This is a genomic window from Aquimarina agarivorans, assembly GCF_000218485.1.
Classification (GTDB): domain Bacteria; phylum Bacteroidota; class Bacteroidia; order Flavobacteriales; family Flavobacteriaceae; genus Aquimarina; species Aquimarina agarivorans.
Genome location: NZ_AFPB01000168.1, coordinates 29,352 through 46,761, shown reverse-complemented (window position 1 = coordinate 46,761; position 17,410 = coordinate 29,352). Strand labels below are relative to the sequence as shown.

The following is a 17,410-nucleotide window of genomic DNA, read 5'->3' as shown; positions in this document are numbered from 1 at the left end:
ACTTACTGAGCATGGCTTCAATTTTCACAAAAATCATTAATGGTGAAATTCCTTCATATAAAATTACTGAAGATGAAAATTTTTATGCCTTTCTAGATATTAATCCTAATACCAAAGGTCATACGCTTTGTATTCCAAAAAAAGAAGTTGATCAGCTTTTTGATTTGGATGAAGCCACTTACAAAGGTTTGTTTGATTTTTCGCGTAAAGTTGCCAAAGCTTTAGAAAAAACTGTTACTTGTAAACGTGTCGGACTAAGTGTTATTGGATTAGAAGTACCCCATGTACATGTACATTTAATTCCTTTAAATGAAATGAAAGATGCTACATTTTCTCACAAAACAAGTGTAACAGATTCTGAAATGCAAAAATTAGCAAACGATATTGCGTCTCATTTGTAGATTTTTTCATATAGTTTTATATGACATGTTAATGTTTTACAATTTTTTAAGTGAAACTTCAAAAACAGTACCTTTTCCTATTTCTGATGCCTTCACTTTAATTTTTCCTTCATGGTAATCTTCAATAATTCGGCGAGCTAAAGACAAACCAAGTCCCCATCCTATTGTTTTGGATGTGTATCCTGGTGTAAAAACAGTATTAAATTTATGCTTAGGAATACCAATTCCGTTATCGTGAACTTCTAATTTAACATGCCTGTCATCTTCCGCCAATTGCACATGTAATTTACCCCTACCTTTTACGGCGTCCACTGCATTTTTAACTAAATTTTCAAAAGTCCAACCGTATAACTGACGGTTTAAAGCAACTTTGATCTCTTTATCAGGAACATCAATGGAAAATTCAATTAAATTAGAAGTTCTGGCTTTTAAGTATTCATAAGCCTCCCTAGTTTCATGAACGATATCTCTCTCTTTTAAATTTGGTATGGAGCCTATTTTAGAAAAACGTTCCGTAATTGTTTGTAATCGGGTAATGTCCTTTTCCATTTCCACAAGGTGACTTGGGTCAATATTTTCCAATTTTAAATATTCCACCCAACCAACTAATGAGGATAAAGGAGTTCCTATTTGATGCGCTGTTTCCTTTGCCATTCCAGCCCATAACTTATTTTGTTCACTTATTTTAGAAGTATTAAAAAAGAAATACACTACTCCAATTAATAAAAATACTACCAAAACAATAGCAATTGGGTAATACTTTAATTTAATTAAAATTGGTGAATTTCCGTAATACAAATATTGCGTACCACCACCTAAAATATTGATCTTTATAGGTTCATTTTGAGTTCTAATCTCTTTGATATAGGCTTTAAATCTTTCAGGATCATCGGTAATTTTTTCCGAAATATTCGCTTTTAAATTTACCTCGCCATTTTGATCAACTACAACAATGGGAATGTTATTATTACTTCGGCTAATTAGTAAATTGAGTTCTAAATAATCATTTTGATCCTCGGTACTAAATGATTTTTGCGATTGCGCCCAAATTTCCATTTTATCCCGTTCTACATTTTTCAAACGTTCAAAAAACAAACTGGTATTCCATAAAATTAGTGCTATAATGCTTAGCGCCGCAACAATAATAAATACTTGCGAAAAATTTTTTCGAGCTACAAAATTCATGCGCTCAAATTACAATTTTAATTTGAAATTAAAACTTGCTCAAAAGTATCTTAAAATTGTTAATACTTAAACAAACAGAAGCCCATGTAACCATTGTAAAAATTGTATTTTTGTTCTTTAGAATTTTAATAGCTATTACCAAATGGAAGTTCAGGGAAAAATTAAATTAGTTGGAAATACAGAAACTGTTGGAAACAATGGATTCAGAAAAAGAGATATCGTAGTTACTACTGAAGAGCAATATCCACAACACATTTCAATTCAATTTGTACAAGATAAATGTGATCTACTAAACGCTTACCAACCTGGACAGGATGTAAAAATAAGCATTAATTTACGTGGTAGAGAGTGGGTTAGCCCACAGGGAGAAACTAAATATTTCAACTCCATCCAAGGCTGGAGAATTGAAGCTTTACAACCCGCAGCAGCACAAGGAAGTGTTCCTCCACCAGTACCCCCAGCAGATGCTTTTGAGCCTGCTACCAACTTTTCAGACGATCAAAAAGAAGATGATTTACCGTTTTAAATCATACTATAATTTTATAAAAAGCTATTTACAATGACTTCATTTGTGAATAGCTTTTTTTATTTTTAAGCCATGTACCTGTTAGACGAGCTTATATATTTCCCTCCCGTAATACAAGCTGATGACCATGGTTTACTTGCTATTGGTGGCGACTTAAGTTCCGAACGCCTTTTACTAGCCTACAAAAGTGGTATTTTCCCTTGGTTTGAAGCTGATCAACCTATTTTATGGTACAGCCCAAATCCCCGAATGGTATTGTTATTTCCCAACCTTAAAATAAGCAAGTCCATGCGGCAATTGCTTAAAAAAAAACCTTTTACAGTAACTATTAATCAAAATTTTGAAGCAGTAATTACGCGCTGCGCTAATCAAACCCGTAAAAATCAAACGGGCACTTGGATTACCAAAACCATGATTAATGCTTACACCAAATTACATCAACTTGGTATTGCCCTTTCGGTAGAAGTTTGGCAGGAAACCAAGCTTGTTGGTGGCTTGTACGGAGTAAATCTAAAAGATCAAAAGATTTTTTGTGGCGAAAGTATGTTTACTGAGGTAAGCAACGCATCAAAAGTAGCCTTTATATACATGTGCCAATATTTTCAGCAAAAACAGTACAAATTTATAGATTGTCAAATGCACAATGACCATTTGGAAAGTTTAGGAGCCATTGAAATTTCCCGAACTGATTTTATGAAAGCACTACAAAGCAAATAGAAATAACTTTATCAAAAATGGATTTTTTTATCGCCTGTATAACGTAAATGTAAGACTTTTGAAGAATTACGACTATAAAAACATAATAGAAGATATAATTATGGAAACAACTACATCAGCAACCGTAGAAATTTTAAATAACAGTTTAGCAAACAGTTTAAGCTATCCTGAATATCGCGAAAAGGTAAGCAGTCTTATTGAACAACATAAATCCACAGGAAACGATCCAGATAATGAAGCTTTATTGGAATATAGTAAGTTGAACGATCGTCGTATGAAACGCCTAGATAAAACAATAAAAATTGATGCTTCAATTAGCGAAAAAATAAGAAATGTAGCTTCGCCAATAAAATGGGTAGTACTCACTGAAAGTTGGTGTGGTGATGCCGCTCAGTCACTTCCTGTAATTAATAAATTGGCGGAATTAAATGAAAATATCGATTTTAGAGTAGTATTAAGGGATGAAAATGATGATTTAATGAATCAATTTTTAACTAATGGCGGAAAATCTATTCCTAAATTGATAGCGTTTGATGCCAAAAAGAATGAAATTATAAACTCTTGGGGACCTAGACCTACTAAAGCTACCCAAATGGTTAATGATTATAAAAAAGCCCACGGAAAATTGACGCCTGAGTTTAAACAGGACCTTCAAATTTGGTACAATAAGGATAAAGGTGCCAATATAGCTGAAGATTTATCCAAATTGGTATAATATACGTCTACTGATAAGAATTGCAGACTAAATTTAAGGCTTGCTGTATTTTCAGCAAGCTTTTTTATGCCATACTATAATGCATAATTAACACCTAAAGCTATCATTTGACGCACTTGGAAACTTCCTGTAGTATCATCATCATATATGGTTTGAAAGCTAAAATTAGCGGTCATGTGCTTATTAATAGTTGATACCATATTTAGCGTATAGTTTATATCCACATTAGAAACTTTTTCCAAGTAATTAGAATACAATTTTAATATATTTTCCAGCGTTACGTTTTTAAATAGTTCAAATTTATGTGCACCTGCTATGGAAGCTCCAAATTCAATATTACTGGTTTCCCCTTGGTCCACACCAAAAGCTTCCTTTTCTCTAGTAAAAAACTTATCTACCAATATTAAACGTGTAGTTGCTGGTGCTAAATTTATTTGGAAGTTTTCGTTTTTCTTCCATAAAAGACCTGGACCAAGTTGAAAATACGCTGGCGAAAAACCCCTACTGACTAAAGTTCGTGAATCATTCTTGTCAAAGTTATACCCTTTGGCAAACTGTGTTTTAAAATTAAAATAGCCCGAATAGCTCCAATAACCGCTACCTGTATTTTTACCGACTACTGAGCTAATTTCTATCAAATCATCCGTTTTACGTACACGATCTTTCTCTTTTAGCTTAGTAATTCCGTACGCCATATTTATACGGTTATCCCAGGTCCATTGTGCCTTTTTATAATTCATTTCATACTCCAACCTACTATTTACGGCTAAATTGGAAATCCCTCCACCAACCCAGTCATCGTTGAATGAGGTTTGATTTCCTAATACGGAAAATGATCCCTTCCCCTGCCAAGGTGATGTACTTACTGCTTGGGGATGAACTGTTACTGTGTCAGTTACCTTAATTGTATTTTCCTCTTCTTGGCTATAGCCAAAAAATGAAAGTATTAAAAATACGTAAAGTAGCTTTTTCATAAGTATTTATGTCGTTCAAAGATAAAAATATCCTTTTTAACGACAAAAGCTTGTTGAAATTTACCTCAACAAGCTTTATCAACTATTACTACTATTATGAATCTTTATGTAATTTATACACTACAAAATAATCCTATTGTATTATTACCATTTATTAAAAAGCATAGCTCAGTCCTAAATTCCAAAAAGATTGCAACTTATTATCTGCATTTTCTAATTTAAAAGTTTCAGGATCAGCTACTGTTAACAGCTGTGCATTAAATGCCTCTTGCTTATTACTCCTTAAACCAAAGTCAAAACCTACACCAATTTTTTTCCATAAAGTGTAACTTAAACTATTTGTCCACTGCCAGTTAGAAAAATCAGAATCTTCATAACTTAAAAATGCTGATAAATTAGTTTTAAAACTTACACTTCCTATTTTACGAGTATAATCTGCTACTACTTTAGCTCCTAATGAAGATTCATACATAGATTCTCCATCACTGAACACAAAATTATAGTTTAATGGGTGAATAACAACTACTAAGTCTTTTATTGGAGTCCAAGTTCCCCCAACTCCTATATCAAGATATCCAGGATCATTAAATGCACCTTCAAGTACAGCTGTTCTGTATTCACTTAACACAGAAACAGCAAAAGTTTTACTCAATTTATAGCCATATAAAGAACTTATATTGAATATATCAGTAGATGTTTGAAATGAATCATCATCAGTGCTATCATCTTTATCATCGAATTTTACCCATCCTAAATTTATATTCAAAGAATTTCTCCAAAAATATTTTTCTTTATTTAAATTGGCAAATGCGTTAATTGATAGTCCAATAGTACCTGTAGAGTTGTTTGGTGATGCTTGTGTAAACCAGTTATCAAATCCACCTATACTACCTCCTATTGTACCAAAGACTCCTTTTTTCCATCCTGGTAAAGCGTCAATTTTTGCTTGTATAGCTGCCGCCTCTCCTTCTAAAGCTGAAATAGAAGCTTTTTTAGCACCTAATTCTTTTTTTAATTCATCTTCGCTTTTAGATTCTTGTGCAAAAGCTGAAACACTTATAGCAATAATGCTTATTGATAAAATAATTTTTTTCATGATAATGATATGTAATTTTTATATGACAAATATAAGCTATGATTGAAAAGAGCATTTCCAATCAAAAAAAATGTTCAAAAAATTTAGGTTAAATACATATAAATCAGTTTAAATGCGATTTTGATTTAAAATTTGTTCAAATCATATTCAAATATAATATAAAATTTAATTAATAATAAAATAAATTATTGATAATCAAATATTTACGTATAAACTAAAAATTTAGGCTTTTGATTTATACAACGGCACTGAAGAGCATGCCTCACCATACATTATACTTTTAACCACAGGCTGTAATTTTTGTACTAGGCTTATATATGCATTTTCGGGTACAGGTTTATTGGAGCAGCCTTTAATTATTACGGGTTTGTCTTTATATTGAGCTATTGAAATAGCGGCTATTTGAGTTTCATATAATTGTGTTTCTAGTAGCGTTAAATCCCCTATGACCACTTTTTTTGCGTAAGGGGCAATTGCAGTAGTAATTAACATAAATGCCCACCCAGGAATAATAGCATCGGTGGAGCACGTTAGCGCTACAAAATGATCCTGATATTGCGACCAGTCATGCGCTTTTACTTTCTGTCTAAAATCTTTTTCACGTAGCAGGAGCCCTTCAAAAAGCCAATCTTTAATATCAAAAACGGTACGCACTCCTTCAACGTACCAATCCTCTAAATCGATTGTAACTAATTTACTATTGGCTACTCTGTTTACTATTTCGTCCATAAAAAGGTTGAAGCTTTAGGGTTGAAAGTTGAAAAAATTTTATATACTCTCTAAATATTCAATTCTCTTAAGTCCTACGTCTTACTTCTAGTTTCTGTACTCTATTCTCTATATTCTAAACAATCAACTTAAAGCATTCCCAGCTCTAATTTTGCTTCTTCGCTCATTAGATCCTGACTCCACGGTGGATCAAAAGTAATTTCTACTTCACAATCATTTACAGCATCAATCGATTTTATCTTCTCTTCCACTTCTACCGGAAGAGTTTCCGCTACCGGACAATTAGGAGTTGTTAATGTCATTAATACTTTTACGTCATAATCTTCGTTCACAAAAACATCGTAAATTAAGCCTAATTCATAAATATCAACAGGAATTTCAGGATCAAAAATGGTTTTTAGTACTGCTACTACTTTTTCACCTAATTGGTTTGTATCTATATCTGTACTCATTTTTTTAACTATTGGCCGTTAGCTAAGCTACCAGCGCTATTTTTAACTAAGTTACTTATTAATTTTTAAGCTTAATCGTTGCTACAAGCAAATAGCTTTAATTTAGTTGCGTTTGGTACGCCACAGCATACATTTTAAGCTGTTTGATCATACTTACCAAGCCATTGGCTCGTGTTGGCGACAAGTGTTCCTTTAATCCAATTTTATCAATAAAGTCGGTGTCCGCCTCAATGATTGCCGCAGGGTGTTGTCCTGAAAATGAACGAATCAGTATGGCAATGATTCCTTTGGTAATGATAGCATCACTATCGGCAGTAAAATTTAATTTTTCGCCATCCAAATCAGCATGCACCCACACTTTGCTTTGGCAACCTTTAATAATATTTTTATCGGTCTTATACTTTTCATCGATTAGTGGTAAATCTTTACCTAAATCAATCATATACTCATATCGCTGCATCCAATCGTCAAACATTTCAAATTCCGATACGATTTCGTCTTGTATTTCTTTTATGCTCATATTTTTAAGCTGTTTGCCTTTAGCATATTGCTACTGGATTTAACTATAATTTTCTATTTTTGTGTAGTAGCTTTAATACCATAAAAACCACTAGCTCAACATCATTACTGCTTTTTTAACCGCGGTAACAAAAACATCAATCTCTTCTTTAGTATTGTAAAATGCAAAAGAAGCTCTAATTGTTCCAGGGATTTTATAAAAATTCATGATGGGTTGCGCGCAATGATGACCTGTGCGTACCGCTATCCCTAATTTGTCAATAATTGTACCAATATCATATGGGTGAATCGCTCCCACATTAAAGGAGATAACGGCTGTCTTTTCGTCAGCCTCTCCGTAAATCTGCAAACCTTCAATTGCTTTTAATTCATTAGTCGCATAGTCCAGTAATTCTTTCTCATAAGCAGCAATATGATCAAAACCAACACTATTCATATAATCCAGCGCCACTCCAAAGGCAATACCGCCACAAATATTTGGTGTACCAGCTTCAAACTTGAAAGGCAAACCTGCATAGGTGGTTTTTTCAAAGGTAACTTGGTCAATCATATCACCGCCGCCTTGGTAGGGAGGAAGCTTGTTTAACCAAGTTTCTTTTCCGTATAATAATCCAACGCCAGTGGGTCCACAAAGTTTGTGAGCTGATGCTACGTAAAAATCCACATCAAGCGCTTGTACATCAGGTTTCATATGTGGAGTTGCTTGTGCACCATCGATTAAAACTGCAGCACCAACAGCATGGGCTTTTTCAATAATAAATTCAATAGGATTTACAGTTCCTAATGCATTAGACACATGGTTTACAAAGACTAGTTTTGTTTTATCGCTTAGTAATTGCTCGTAAACGTCCATCAACAATGAACCCTCTTGGCTCATGGGAATCACTTTTAAAGTGGCTCCTGTACGCTCACAAAGCATTTGCCAAGGCACAATATTGGAGTGATGCTCCAGAGCAGAAACAATAACCTCATCACCTTCACCCAAAAACTGAGTAAATCCTGTAGCCACAATATTAATTGCATGGGTAGTTCCTGCGGTTAAAATAATTTCGTGATCGTGTTTTGCATTAAAATGCGCTTGCACTTTTTTTCGTGCTACCTCATACGCATCCGTAGCTTCTTGCGAAAGCGTATGCACGCCACGATGAATATTTGAGTTGTAATTACTGTAATAATCCGCTATCGCATCAATAACTACCTGTGGTGTTTGCGAGGTTGCCGCATTGTCAAAATACACCAATGGCTTTCCATTAACTTTTCGTTTTAAAATTGGAAAATCAGCTCTTATTTTTTGAATATCCAGCATAGTATTTTTAATTAAAAGTGCCAGTTAATTACCAGCATTATTTGTAGGCTAGTTTTAGATTTCATTACCAAACCTAAAGCTTTAAAATACCTACATAAATTAGTTAACAAAGTTAAGATTTGTGCAGTAAATACATTAAAAACAGCTATTAAAAAAACACAAAATCTAAAAGATTGAATAATCAATTTTAGTGGTAAACTTTTCCAAAAATTTAGTGCCCAAAAACGAGTTCCCTTTAGCGTTTAATTTTGGACTCCACACGGCCATACTAAACTCATGCGGACGCACTACTACAATACCTCCACCAACACCACTTTTGCCAGGTAAGCCCACTTTAAATGAAAACTCTCCAGCTTCATCGTAAAATCCGCAAAGCTGCATTATGGAATTTATTCTTTTTGACTTGCTATGGTCAATAATTTCTTGCTCCGATAATGGACAAACACCGTCATTTGCCAAAAAAAGGAATGTTTGCGAAAGTTCCTGGCACGTCATTTCAATTGAACATAAATTGAAGTATAAATCCATAACCTGATCAATATCATTTTTAATATTGCCAAAAGATTTCATTAAGTTAATTAATGCTGTATTTACATAAGCACATGATTTTTCAGAAGCTGCTACTTGTTTGGAATACGAAACTTGAGTATGACATAATTGATTTACAAAAGCTAAAAAATCATCGTTAGGGTTTTTTAATTCTGAAACTAATACATCAGCTACCACTAATGCTCCCGCGTTAATGAATGGATTACGCGGTATGCCTTTTTCGTATTCCAGCTGCACTAATGAATTGAAAGCCGTGCCTGAAGGTTCCACCCCTACACGTTCCCACAACTTTTCACCGCAAATTTTATAGGCTAGCGTAAGTGATAACACTTTTGCAATACTTTGTATGGAAAATTTTTCCTGAGCATCGCCAAAATGAAAATTTTCAGCATTTAGCTTTACTAAACTTACTCCAAATTTATTGGGATCTACTAGTGCCAACTCAGGAATATACTGTGCTACTTCACCTGAGTTTGGTGTTTTTTTTATACTGTGATAAAGTTCCGAGAATAGGGTACTAAAAACCATGAAAATTTATAATTATACAAAAAAAGCTGCAAGTTAAATACCCGCAGCTTTTTGTTTAAGTTTAAAAATAGTATTACAAATCAAAACCAAGATTAACACCTAGTTTTTTTGCTATTATTTTATTAATTCTTGTTTTTAACTGAGGTACTTTTACTGTTTCCAATACATTATTTGCAAATGCATACATCAATAACGCTTTGGCTTCCTTAGGAGCAATGCCTCGTGATCGCATATAAAACAGCGCACTTTCATCTAACTGACCAATAGTACATCCGTGCGAGCATTTTACGTCATCGGCAAAAATTTCAAGCTGGGGTTTTGAATTTACAGTAGCTTTGTCACTCAATAAAATGTTGTTATTTGACTGAAACGCATTTGTTTTTTGCGCTTCCTGATCTACAATAATTTTACCATTAAAAACCCCTGTGGATTTTTCATCAAAAATACCTTTATAATCCTGATGACTCTCGCAATTTGGTTGCTGATGTTCTACTAATGTATTGTGATCTACATGAGCTTTCCCTTCCAGAATAGTCACTCCGTTTAATATGGAATCAATTCCTTGTCCTTTTTGAAAGAAGTTTAAATTGTTACGTGTAATTTCCCCTCCAAAAGCAAAAGTATGTACTGAACACAAACTATTAGAGTGTTGCTCAGCAAAAGTATTATCGATTAAAGTTGCAGTATCGGTATCATTCTGAATTTTGTAGTAATCAACATGTGCGTTTTTACCTGTATATATTTCAGTAACCGAATTAGTAAACACCTTTTTGTCCGATAGATTTTGGTGACGCTCAATAATAGTTACCTCGGTATTATCTTCCGCAACTATTAAATTACGTGGTTGTAACATGCTTGCTTGTTCCAAACCTGTAGCAAAATGTATGATTTGTATTGGCTTATCTGCTGCCGTATTTTTAGGGATGTATATATATGCGCCTTCCCTTGCGTACGCTGTATTTAAAGAAACCAACCCATCTTCTTTGGCAATTTTGTTGTAGTATACGTCGATTACAGCTTTAAAACGATCTTGCGTTAAAGCGGATGACATTAGGCATACATCAATTTTATCATGGGTAGTACCTGATAAATGTGAAGAATACACGCCGTCAATAAACACAATTTTATAAGAATCTAAATCGCTTATAAAATATTGCTTAACATCTTTAAATTCAATGACAGCTTCCTTTTTTGGAAACAATGAAAAATCATTTTTTAGTACACTATTTAGTGAAGTATACTTCCAGGCTTCAAGCTTTTTGGTAGGAAACCCGTATTTTTCAAAGCTTTTTATGGCTTCCGTACGGATATCATGTATGTCATTAGTAGTGTCAACTTCTGCTTCAAAAGCTAAAAATGAAGAGACTAATTTTTCTTTTAATTCCATTCCAATTTGGTTTTCAGTTATTTGTTATCGGTTTATAGTTTTTTTGATTATTTGACAACAACCAAAAACTGAAAACTATGCACCGAAAACCAATTTATGCTTTTTGCTCTTCCTTAATCCAGTCGTATCCTTTTTCCTCAAGTTCTAAAGCAAGATCTTTAGTTCCTGATTTTACAATTTTACCATCGTATAATACGTGTACAAAATCAGGCACAATATAGTCTAACAGACGTTGATAGTGTGTAATTACAATTACCGCATTATCCTTACCTTTAAGTTTGTTTACTCCGTTAGCTACAATGCGCAATGCATCAATATCTAAACCTGAATCAGTTTCGTCCAAAATAGCCACTTTAGGCTCAAGCATTGCCATTTGAAAAATTTCGTTTCGCTTTTTTTCACCACCCGAAAAACCTTCGTTTAATGAACGCGATAAAAACTTGCTGTCAATTTCAAGCAACTCCGACTTTTCTTTAATTTTTTTCAGCATATCACGCGCAGGCATTTCTTCCAGCCCACGAGCTTTACGCGTTTCATTAATTGCCGTTTTCATAAAGTTTGTTACTGAAACTCCAGGAATTTCAACAGGATATTGAAATGATAAAAAGATTCCTTTATGCGCTCTTTCTTCCGCAGCAAGTTCTTCAATATCTTCACCATCAAGTAAAATAGTACCTGAAGTAACTTCGTATTCTTCCTTCCCGGAAACAACTGAAGCTAAAGTACTTTTTCCTGCTCCGTTAGGTCCCATGATTGCATGCACCTCACCAGCATTCACTTTAAGGTTTAATCCTTTTAAAATTTCTTTGTCTTCTACACTAGCGTGTAAATCCTTGATCTCTAACATTGACTTATATTTTGACACTCATTCCTTTTACAGGAAGGTATCCATTATTCATTTTCATTTTTTGGACTTGCCGCTTTAGGCAATACCGCAACAATATCCTTAATTTCCACTACTTGCTCCCAACCTTCTGGTGCAGGATTTGGTTTTATTAACCCTTTTACAACCACACCTACCATGTCGTATTCATCCTTTTTTAAGGGAGCTACTTTTTTAGATAATTCTTGTGCTTTTTCGTCTAAAACCACGCCGTAAATAAAATCTTTACCTTTAAGAACAGCTGCATCAGCGACATGAATAAATTCTGCATTTAATGTAATTTCTGCCTCAGCGTTTGTAGCTGTTGTTTCTGTTTCGGTTGCATCAGGTGCTGTTGTTTTCGGATCGTTTTTACATGATAACATCGTTAAAAGGCAACCTGCAAGAATGACTAGTTTTTTCATAATTGGTAATCGTGTTTGAATAGTTAGTTAATTTGAGTGCTTACATATTCCTTATATTCTACAAAGATTTATCCAACAGAGCCTTCTAAACTAATTTCAAGTAGTTTTTGTGCTTCTACTGCAAATTCCATTGGTAGTTTATTCAATACTTCTTTACTAAAGCCATTTACAATAAGTGCAATTGCTTTTTCAGTATCAATACCACGCTGGTTACAGTAAAATATTTGATCTTCTCCAATTTTACTTGTCGTAGCTTCGTGTTCTATTATTGCCGATTTATTCTTGGCTTCAATATAAGGAAATGTGTGTGCACCACATTCATTTCCCATTAATAACGAATCACATTGAGAAAAATTTCGTGCATTTTCAGCTCTTGGACTTATTTGAACCAAACCACGATAAGAATTTTGTGATTTTCCAGCAGATATTCCCTTTGAAATGATGGTACTTTTTGAATTTTTACCCAAATGTACCATTTTTGTTCCCGTATCTGCTTGCTGATAATTATTGGTTACTGCAATGGAATAAAATTCGCCAACTGAATTGGCTCCTTTTAGAATACACGATGGATATTTCCAGGTTACTGCTGAACCAGTTTCCACTTGTGTCCATGAGATTTTTGCATTTGTTTCGCATAAACCACGTTTTGTCACAAAGTTAAACACGCCTCCTTTACCCTCTTTATCGCCTGGAAACCAGTTTTGAACGGTAGAGTATTTAATTTCTGCATCATCCATAGCTATAAGTTCAACTACAGCGGCGTGCAGTTGGTTTTCATCGCGACTAGGTGCAGTACACCCTTCCAGATAACTCACGTAACTTCCTTTATCCGCCACTAGAAGTGTGCGCTCAAACTGACCTGTACCTCCTTGATTGATTCGGAAATAAGTGGAAAGTTCCATAGGGCATTTTACTCCTTTGGGGATGTAACAAAAAGATCCATCAGTAAATACTGCTGAATTTAATGCTGCATAAAAATTATCTGTTTTTGGAACAATACTTCCAATATATTTTTTAACTAATTCAGGGTGTTCTTGTATCGCTTCCGAAATGGAACAAAAAATAATTCCCTTTTCGTTCAATGTCTTTTTAAAAGTAGTAGCTACAGAAACAGAATCTACTACTACATCGACAGCTACTCCGGACAATTTCTTTTGCTCATCCAAAGAAATACCTAATTTTTCAAATGTTGCCAATAATTCAGGATCAACATCATCCAGTGTTTTATTAGGATCTGCTTTTTTTGGTGCAGAATAGTAACTTATGGCTTGAAAATCGGGTTTAGAATACTTTACATTTGCCCATTCTGGCTCCTCCATTTCACTCCAAATACGAAAGGCATCCACGCGCCAATCTGTCATCCATTGTGGCTCATTTTTCTTTTTAGAAATAGCAACAACAACTTCCTCACTCAAACCAATAGGAAAAGTATCCGATTCTATATCTGTATAGAATCCGTACTCATACTCTTTAGTTTCGAGTTCTTTTTTTAAATCGTCTTCTGTGAACTTACTCATATTTCAATTTGCTAGGTAAACCCAGGGTGCTACCCTCTTTATTATTAGTTATAATGAAAAACTTTCGCCACAACCACAAGTTCTACTTGCATTGGGGTTATTAAACACAAAGCCAGTACCATTTAGTCCACCTGAATATTCCAGAGTGGTTCCCACTAAATATAAAAAGCTTTTTTTGTCAACAATTATTCGTACTCCATTATCTTCAAAAACCTTATCCTCATCTGCCGCAGCATTGTCAAATTTCAAATCATAAGACAAACCAGAGCAACCGCCACTTTTAACACCAACACGTACAAAATCAGTTTGGGCATTAAAACCTTCATCTTCCATTAAGGATATTACTTTCTTTCTTGCTATATCTGAAACTTTAATCATAAGCACTCCTATGTTACGCAATTATTTTGCAAATATACGATATAAGTAGTTTTTACATTCAAATACTTACATATTATAATTTATATGTGTATTAATAATATTTATTATTAATAACTACAATTAGTTATGTAGTCAACTCAAATTTTATTCATGTATTAGCTTTACAGTTAATATGATGAATGTTGCTTCATCCAATTATTTGTTACTTTTTAACCCTTTTTTGTTATTAAATTACAGCAAACTAACTTATCACCTAAAATCCGTGAGGAATTTTTTTTTAAATTTTCGTTTGGTTAAGCTTTTGTTTAAAAACTCAGCTGTTCGATTATAGATTTAGTTTTTGAAAGTAGGATTTTTAATTAGTAAATAGTATGCATGGCACACCATGAAAAAAGGCAACAATTTTTCAATTGTTGCCTTTTTATTTGAATTTGAATTTGAACAATATTGCATAAGCAATTCAAACTTATTTTTTAACAAACTTAAATGTTTTTGACTTATTATTATCTAAACTAATATAGTATAAACCAGCTGATAAATTTGTTACATCAATTGGTGCTGTTGTTCCTTCGTTTACGGTAGCTCCCGATAAGGTAACTATTTTCCAGGATTTGAAAGCTCCTGAAATAACTAGTTCTTTTTCAGTTGGATTTGGATAAAGACTTATAGCATTAGCTTCGTCACTAAACTCTGGATTAGATAATCTTGAATCGTCTTCAATAATAATTGTGCCGTTTGCATTAGTGAAAAGTAAGTTATTGGTCGGCATACCATTATCAGATTGCATAAACATTAAAAGTAATAGTCTATGTCCTTCAGGCAAGTCAGCAGTTGCTGGAATTGCCTCGGTAAATGGTAGCAGTGAACCTGGCATATCGGGATCTGGTCTGGTTGCAAAGTTTGATGGTATTTCGTAATTGTAGGTAACTGAACCACTATTTGGTTCATTTTCAAATACCGCTTGCGTAAACGCACTAGTGGCTACCGTACTAAAAGTTTCGTCAACTTGTCTTATTTGAACTGCTACATAATCCATGTCGTCTTCTACTCCACCTACTTTATTAGTAGCATAAGTGATGTCCAATGCCACCTCATCACCAAAGCTTACCGTTGGCTCTGTTCCTCCGTCAGGTATAAATGAGGCTCTGTTATCAAATGTTACTGACCTTTCTCTATCAGCTAGCCCTGATCCGTCATCTACTGGTTTGTACACGCGTATCCAATCCACCAACATAGTTTGGTCAGGAGTTTGCATTTCTGAAATTTCATTATTATTTGGTGAACGACTAGGAGTGGCATTAGCTTGAAAGGTTTGATCTTCTGTATTGATAATTATATCCAGCTCTTTGGAAAATCGACGTCCGTTGTTCAAATAATCGAAAGGGTCTATTACACTAATGTTTGAAGCTGATTGAGCAGCGTCTAAACAAGATTCGTCAAATGTAGAAAATTGCCCACAGGTTACTTGTGTCATATCTTGGAATCCGGGTCGTAATGTTTCAAATAATAATTTACCATCATTTCCTAAATTAGTTTCAACAATTTCACCAGCAGCATTTACAAGACCTGTAGGACGAGTATATTCCCATGATCCACCAATAACTTCTGATGCACTAGCATTGTTATCTAAAACCCGTACTAATTGACCATCAATATAATATTCAACTCTGGTAGGTGATACCCAATACACTCCGATATCTATTGTTCTACCACCCCATGACGCGATACCATTTCTTCTCCAAAAACTGTTAAAATCCCTTGGTTGGTAATCTTGAAAAGGATCACGAATAAATACATGGTGGCTTAAATGAATACGCTCAGCAAAAAACTGATTACGTCCTGCTTCAGTTTCTTCAGTTTCTCCGGGTACTGTTCCTGCTATACCAGCACCACCGTAAGCTTCAATGATATCAATTTCCTGAGTATCGTCAGGACTCAATAGCCATACATCAGACGCTGCTGTTGAGTTAGCAACAGTTACCCTAGCCTCAACAAATACTGGATACAGCACTTTTGTTAATCCTGTTATACATCCTCCTCTGGTTGCGTATGGATATTCATTTCCAAATTGATCCTTTTCTTCTCCAGCGATACGAGTATTGAATACTTGTAATTGATCCCCGTCTACGTATAAGTTTTCAGGCCTCCAAATAGTTGGGCCAGGACCTTGAAAAATGTTTGGCTGTCCGCTAGCTAAATCATGGTATGTATTATACCATTTATTTTCACCATCAGGTCCAAAATTTACACGCGTAGTGCTAGGATCAAAAATATAATTAAAATCATCCGAAGGTGCCTCTTGTAATTCCCATACCCTGCCCACTCCTGCATCAGGAGCAATTGGAATAGCATCAAATTCAAACTGGGCATGCATAACTGATCCAGTACTAAAAAGTACTGCCATCATTGATACATTTAAAAAGTGTGTAATTCTTTTTTTCATCATTAATAAATTTGGTTAAGTTCTGCAAGTCTCAATATCCTAAGATAATAAGTAAAAATCTTACATTTGTAAATATAACCAGCAATATTAATTACTTATACAAAAGAAGGAAAAATCTTATAAAATATACAAGGACAACATTATATTTAACATATTTTTTTAGATTCAAATTGTAAATAAGCTTCTGATTTAAAGAATATTTAAAATTAATTTAAAACATTAGTTTTTGAATTACCCTAAAATTTACCTATATTATCAACAACGATAGATTATCAACTTATCCATAAAAAGTGTATTTCATCTATTTTTTATATAGCAAAAAGGTTGTAGTTTCAGCATAAACAAACTATTTATTAGATCAAGCTAAGTTTGTATAGAACACCTTTGTATAGCTCTACTTTTAGTATATAAATTTTCCATAAAAATGGTTTTCTTACTTGGTATCTTAAATTTGGACAACGCTATTATTGGAATATAGCTGATGTTTTCTTTCTAGTCAGAACAAAAAATTCTTAATTCTCATTGCGGACAATTCGAAGGATGTGGTGCAACCCTTTTTTATACAACTTATTGAAAAACTTAGCGTATATGTTGATATGTGATTTGTGATTTGTGATTAAAACTTAAAAAAAATTGATAATCAGATATTTGAAATGTATGGAAAAGAGCAGATCAGTTGTAATTTTTAACGCAAGCTTGAT

General features: G+C 33.9%; 18 protein-coding genes. 4 read left to right on the top strand and 14 right to left on the bottom strand.

Annotation, left to right across the window (positions count from 1 at the left end):
- Positions 1-11 precede the first annotated feature (11 nt).
- The gene (locus GMC_RS0114010) at positions 12-401 is read left to right on the top strand and encodes an HIT family protein (RefSeq protein ID WP_010522742.1); all 390 of its coding nucleotides are present in this window, start codon (positions 12-14) and stop codon (positions 399-401) included.
- A gap of 36 nt (positions 402-437) precedes the next feature.
- Here GMC_RS0114010 and GMC_RS0114005 read toward each other — a convergent pair whose 3' ends face one another.
- Complete coding sequence (locus GMC_RS0114005) at positions 438-1,586, bottom strand: sensor histidine kinase (protein WP_010522741.1); 1,149 nt, start codon at positions 1,584-1,586, stop codon at positions 438-440.
- Between the two features lie 142 nt (positions 1,587-1,728).
- On the opposite strand from GMC_RS0114005, the gene GMC_RS0114000 reads away from it, so the two are divergent.
- The 3 genes from GMC_RS0114000 (at position 1,729) to GMC_RS0113990 (ending at position 3,544) form a co-directional block, all read left to right on the top strand.
- Complete coding sequence (locus GMC_RS0114000) at positions 1,729-2,112, top strand: DUF3127 domain-containing protein (RefSeq protein ID WP_010522740.1); 384 nt, start codon at positions 1,729-1,731, stop codon at positions 2,110-2,112.
- 72 nt (positions 2,113-2,184) lie between these two features.
- Positions 2,185-2,829, top strand: coding sequence for a leucyl/phenylalanyl-tRNA--protein transferase (aat, locus tag GMC_RS0113995; protein WP_010522739.1), 645 nt, complete (start codon positions 2,185-2,187; stop codon positions 2,827-2,829).
- A gap of 100 nt (positions 2,830-2,929) precedes the next feature.
- A complete protein-coding gene (locus GMC_RS0113990; RefSeq protein ID WP_010522738.1) occupies positions 2,930-3,544 on the top strand; it encodes a thioredoxin family protein in 615 nt (204 codons plus the stop codon).
- A 74-nt stretch (positions 3,545-3,618) separates the two neighbouring features.
- On the opposite strand, the gene GMC_RS0113985 is transcribed toward GMC_RS0113990, so the two are convergent.
- The 13 genes from GMC_RS0113985 to GMC_RS0113915 form a co-directional block, all read right to left on the bottom strand.
- Complete coding sequence (locus tag GMC_RS0113985) at positions 3,619-4,518, bottom strand: DUF3078 domain-containing protein (RefSeq protein ID WP_010522737.1); 900 nt, start codon at positions 4,516-4,518, stop codon at positions 3,619-3,621.
- Positions 4,519-4,672: 154 nt separating this feature from the next.
- Positions 4,673-5,614 (bottom strand): DUF3078 domain-containing protein, encoded by a 942-nt coding sequence (locus GMC_RS0113980; RefSeq protein WP_010522736.1) that lies wholly within the window; start codon positions 5,612-5,614, stop codon positions 4,673-4,675.
- A gap of 222 nt (positions 5,615-5,836) precedes the next feature.
- A complete protein-coding gene (locus GMC_RS0113975; RefSeq protein WP_010522735.1) occupies positions 5,837-6,343 on the bottom strand; it encodes a DUF2480 family protein in 507 nt (168 codons plus the stop codon).
- A 128-nt stretch (positions 6,344-6,471) separates the two neighbouring features.
- Positions 6,472-6,795, bottom strand: a complete 324-nt coding sequence (locus GMC_RS0113970) for an SUF system Fe-S cluster assembly protein (protein ID WP_010177875.1) — start codon at positions 6,793-6,795, stop codon at positions 6,472-6,474.
- A gap of 97 nt (positions 6,796-6,892) precedes the next feature.
- A complete protein-coding gene (locus tag GMC_RS0113965; protein ID WP_010522734.1) occupies positions 6,893-7,315 on the bottom strand; it encodes a SufE family protein in 423 nt (140 codons plus the stop codon).
- A 90-nt stretch (positions 7,316-7,405) separates the two neighbouring features.
- Complete coding sequence (locus GMC_RS0113960) at positions 7,406-8,620, bottom strand: aminotransferase class V-fold PLP-dependent enzyme (protein WP_010522733.1); 1,215 nt, start codon at positions 8,618-8,620, stop codon at positions 7,406-7,408.
- A gap of 165 nt (positions 8,621-8,785) precedes the next feature.
- The gene (locus GMC_RS0113955) at positions 8,786-9,697 is read right to left on the bottom strand and encodes a glutaminase (protein WP_010522732.1); all 912 of its coding nucleotides are present in this window, start codon (positions 9,695-9,697) and stop codon (positions 8,786-8,788) included.
- Between the two features lie 73 nt (positions 9,698-9,770).
- Positions 9,771-11,084: a Fe-S cluster assembly protein SufD gene (gene sufD / locus GMC_RS0113950; RefSeq protein ID WP_010522731.1), complete on the bottom strand. Its 1,314-nt coding sequence runs from the start codon at positions 11,082-11,084 to the stop codon at positions 9,771-9,773.
- 94 nt (positions 11,085-11,178) lie between these two features.
- Positions 11,179-11,931: a Fe-S cluster assembly ATPase SufC gene (gene sufC / locus GMC_RS0113945; protein ID WP_010522730.1), complete on the bottom strand. Its 753-nt coding sequence runs from the start codon at positions 11,929-11,931 to the stop codon at positions 11,179-11,181.
- 44 nt (positions 11,932-11,975) lie between these two features.
- Complete coding sequence (locus GMC_RS0113940; RefSeq protein ID WP_010522729.1) at positions 11,976-12,371, bottom strand: hypothetical protein; 396 nt, start codon at positions 12,369-12,371, stop codon at positions 11,976-11,978.
- A 68-nt stretch (positions 12,372-12,439) separates the two neighbouring features.
- A complete protein-coding gene (gene sufB / locus GMC_RS0113935) occupies positions 12,440-13,888 on the bottom strand; it encodes a Fe-S cluster assembly protein SufB (RefSeq protein WP_010522728.1) in 1,449 nt (482 codons plus the stop codon).
- A gap of 48 nt (positions 13,889-13,936) precedes the next feature.
- Positions 13,937-14,266 carry a HesB/IscA family protein gene (locus tag GMC_RS0113930; RefSeq protein WP_010522727.1) on the bottom strand — a complete coding sequence of 110 codons (330 nt, stop codon included), beginning with the start codon at positions 14,264-14,266 and terminating at the stop codon, positions 13,937-13,939.
- Positions 14,267-14,732: 466 nt separating this feature from the next.
- The gene (locus GMC_RS0113915) at positions 14,733-16,709 is read right to left on the bottom strand and encodes a T9SS type A sorting domain-containing protein (RefSeq protein ID WP_238528014.1); all 1,977 of its coding nucleotides are present in this window, start codon (positions 16,707-16,709) and stop codon (positions 14,733-14,735) included.
- Between the last annotated feature and the right edge of the window lie 701 nt (positions 16,710-17,410).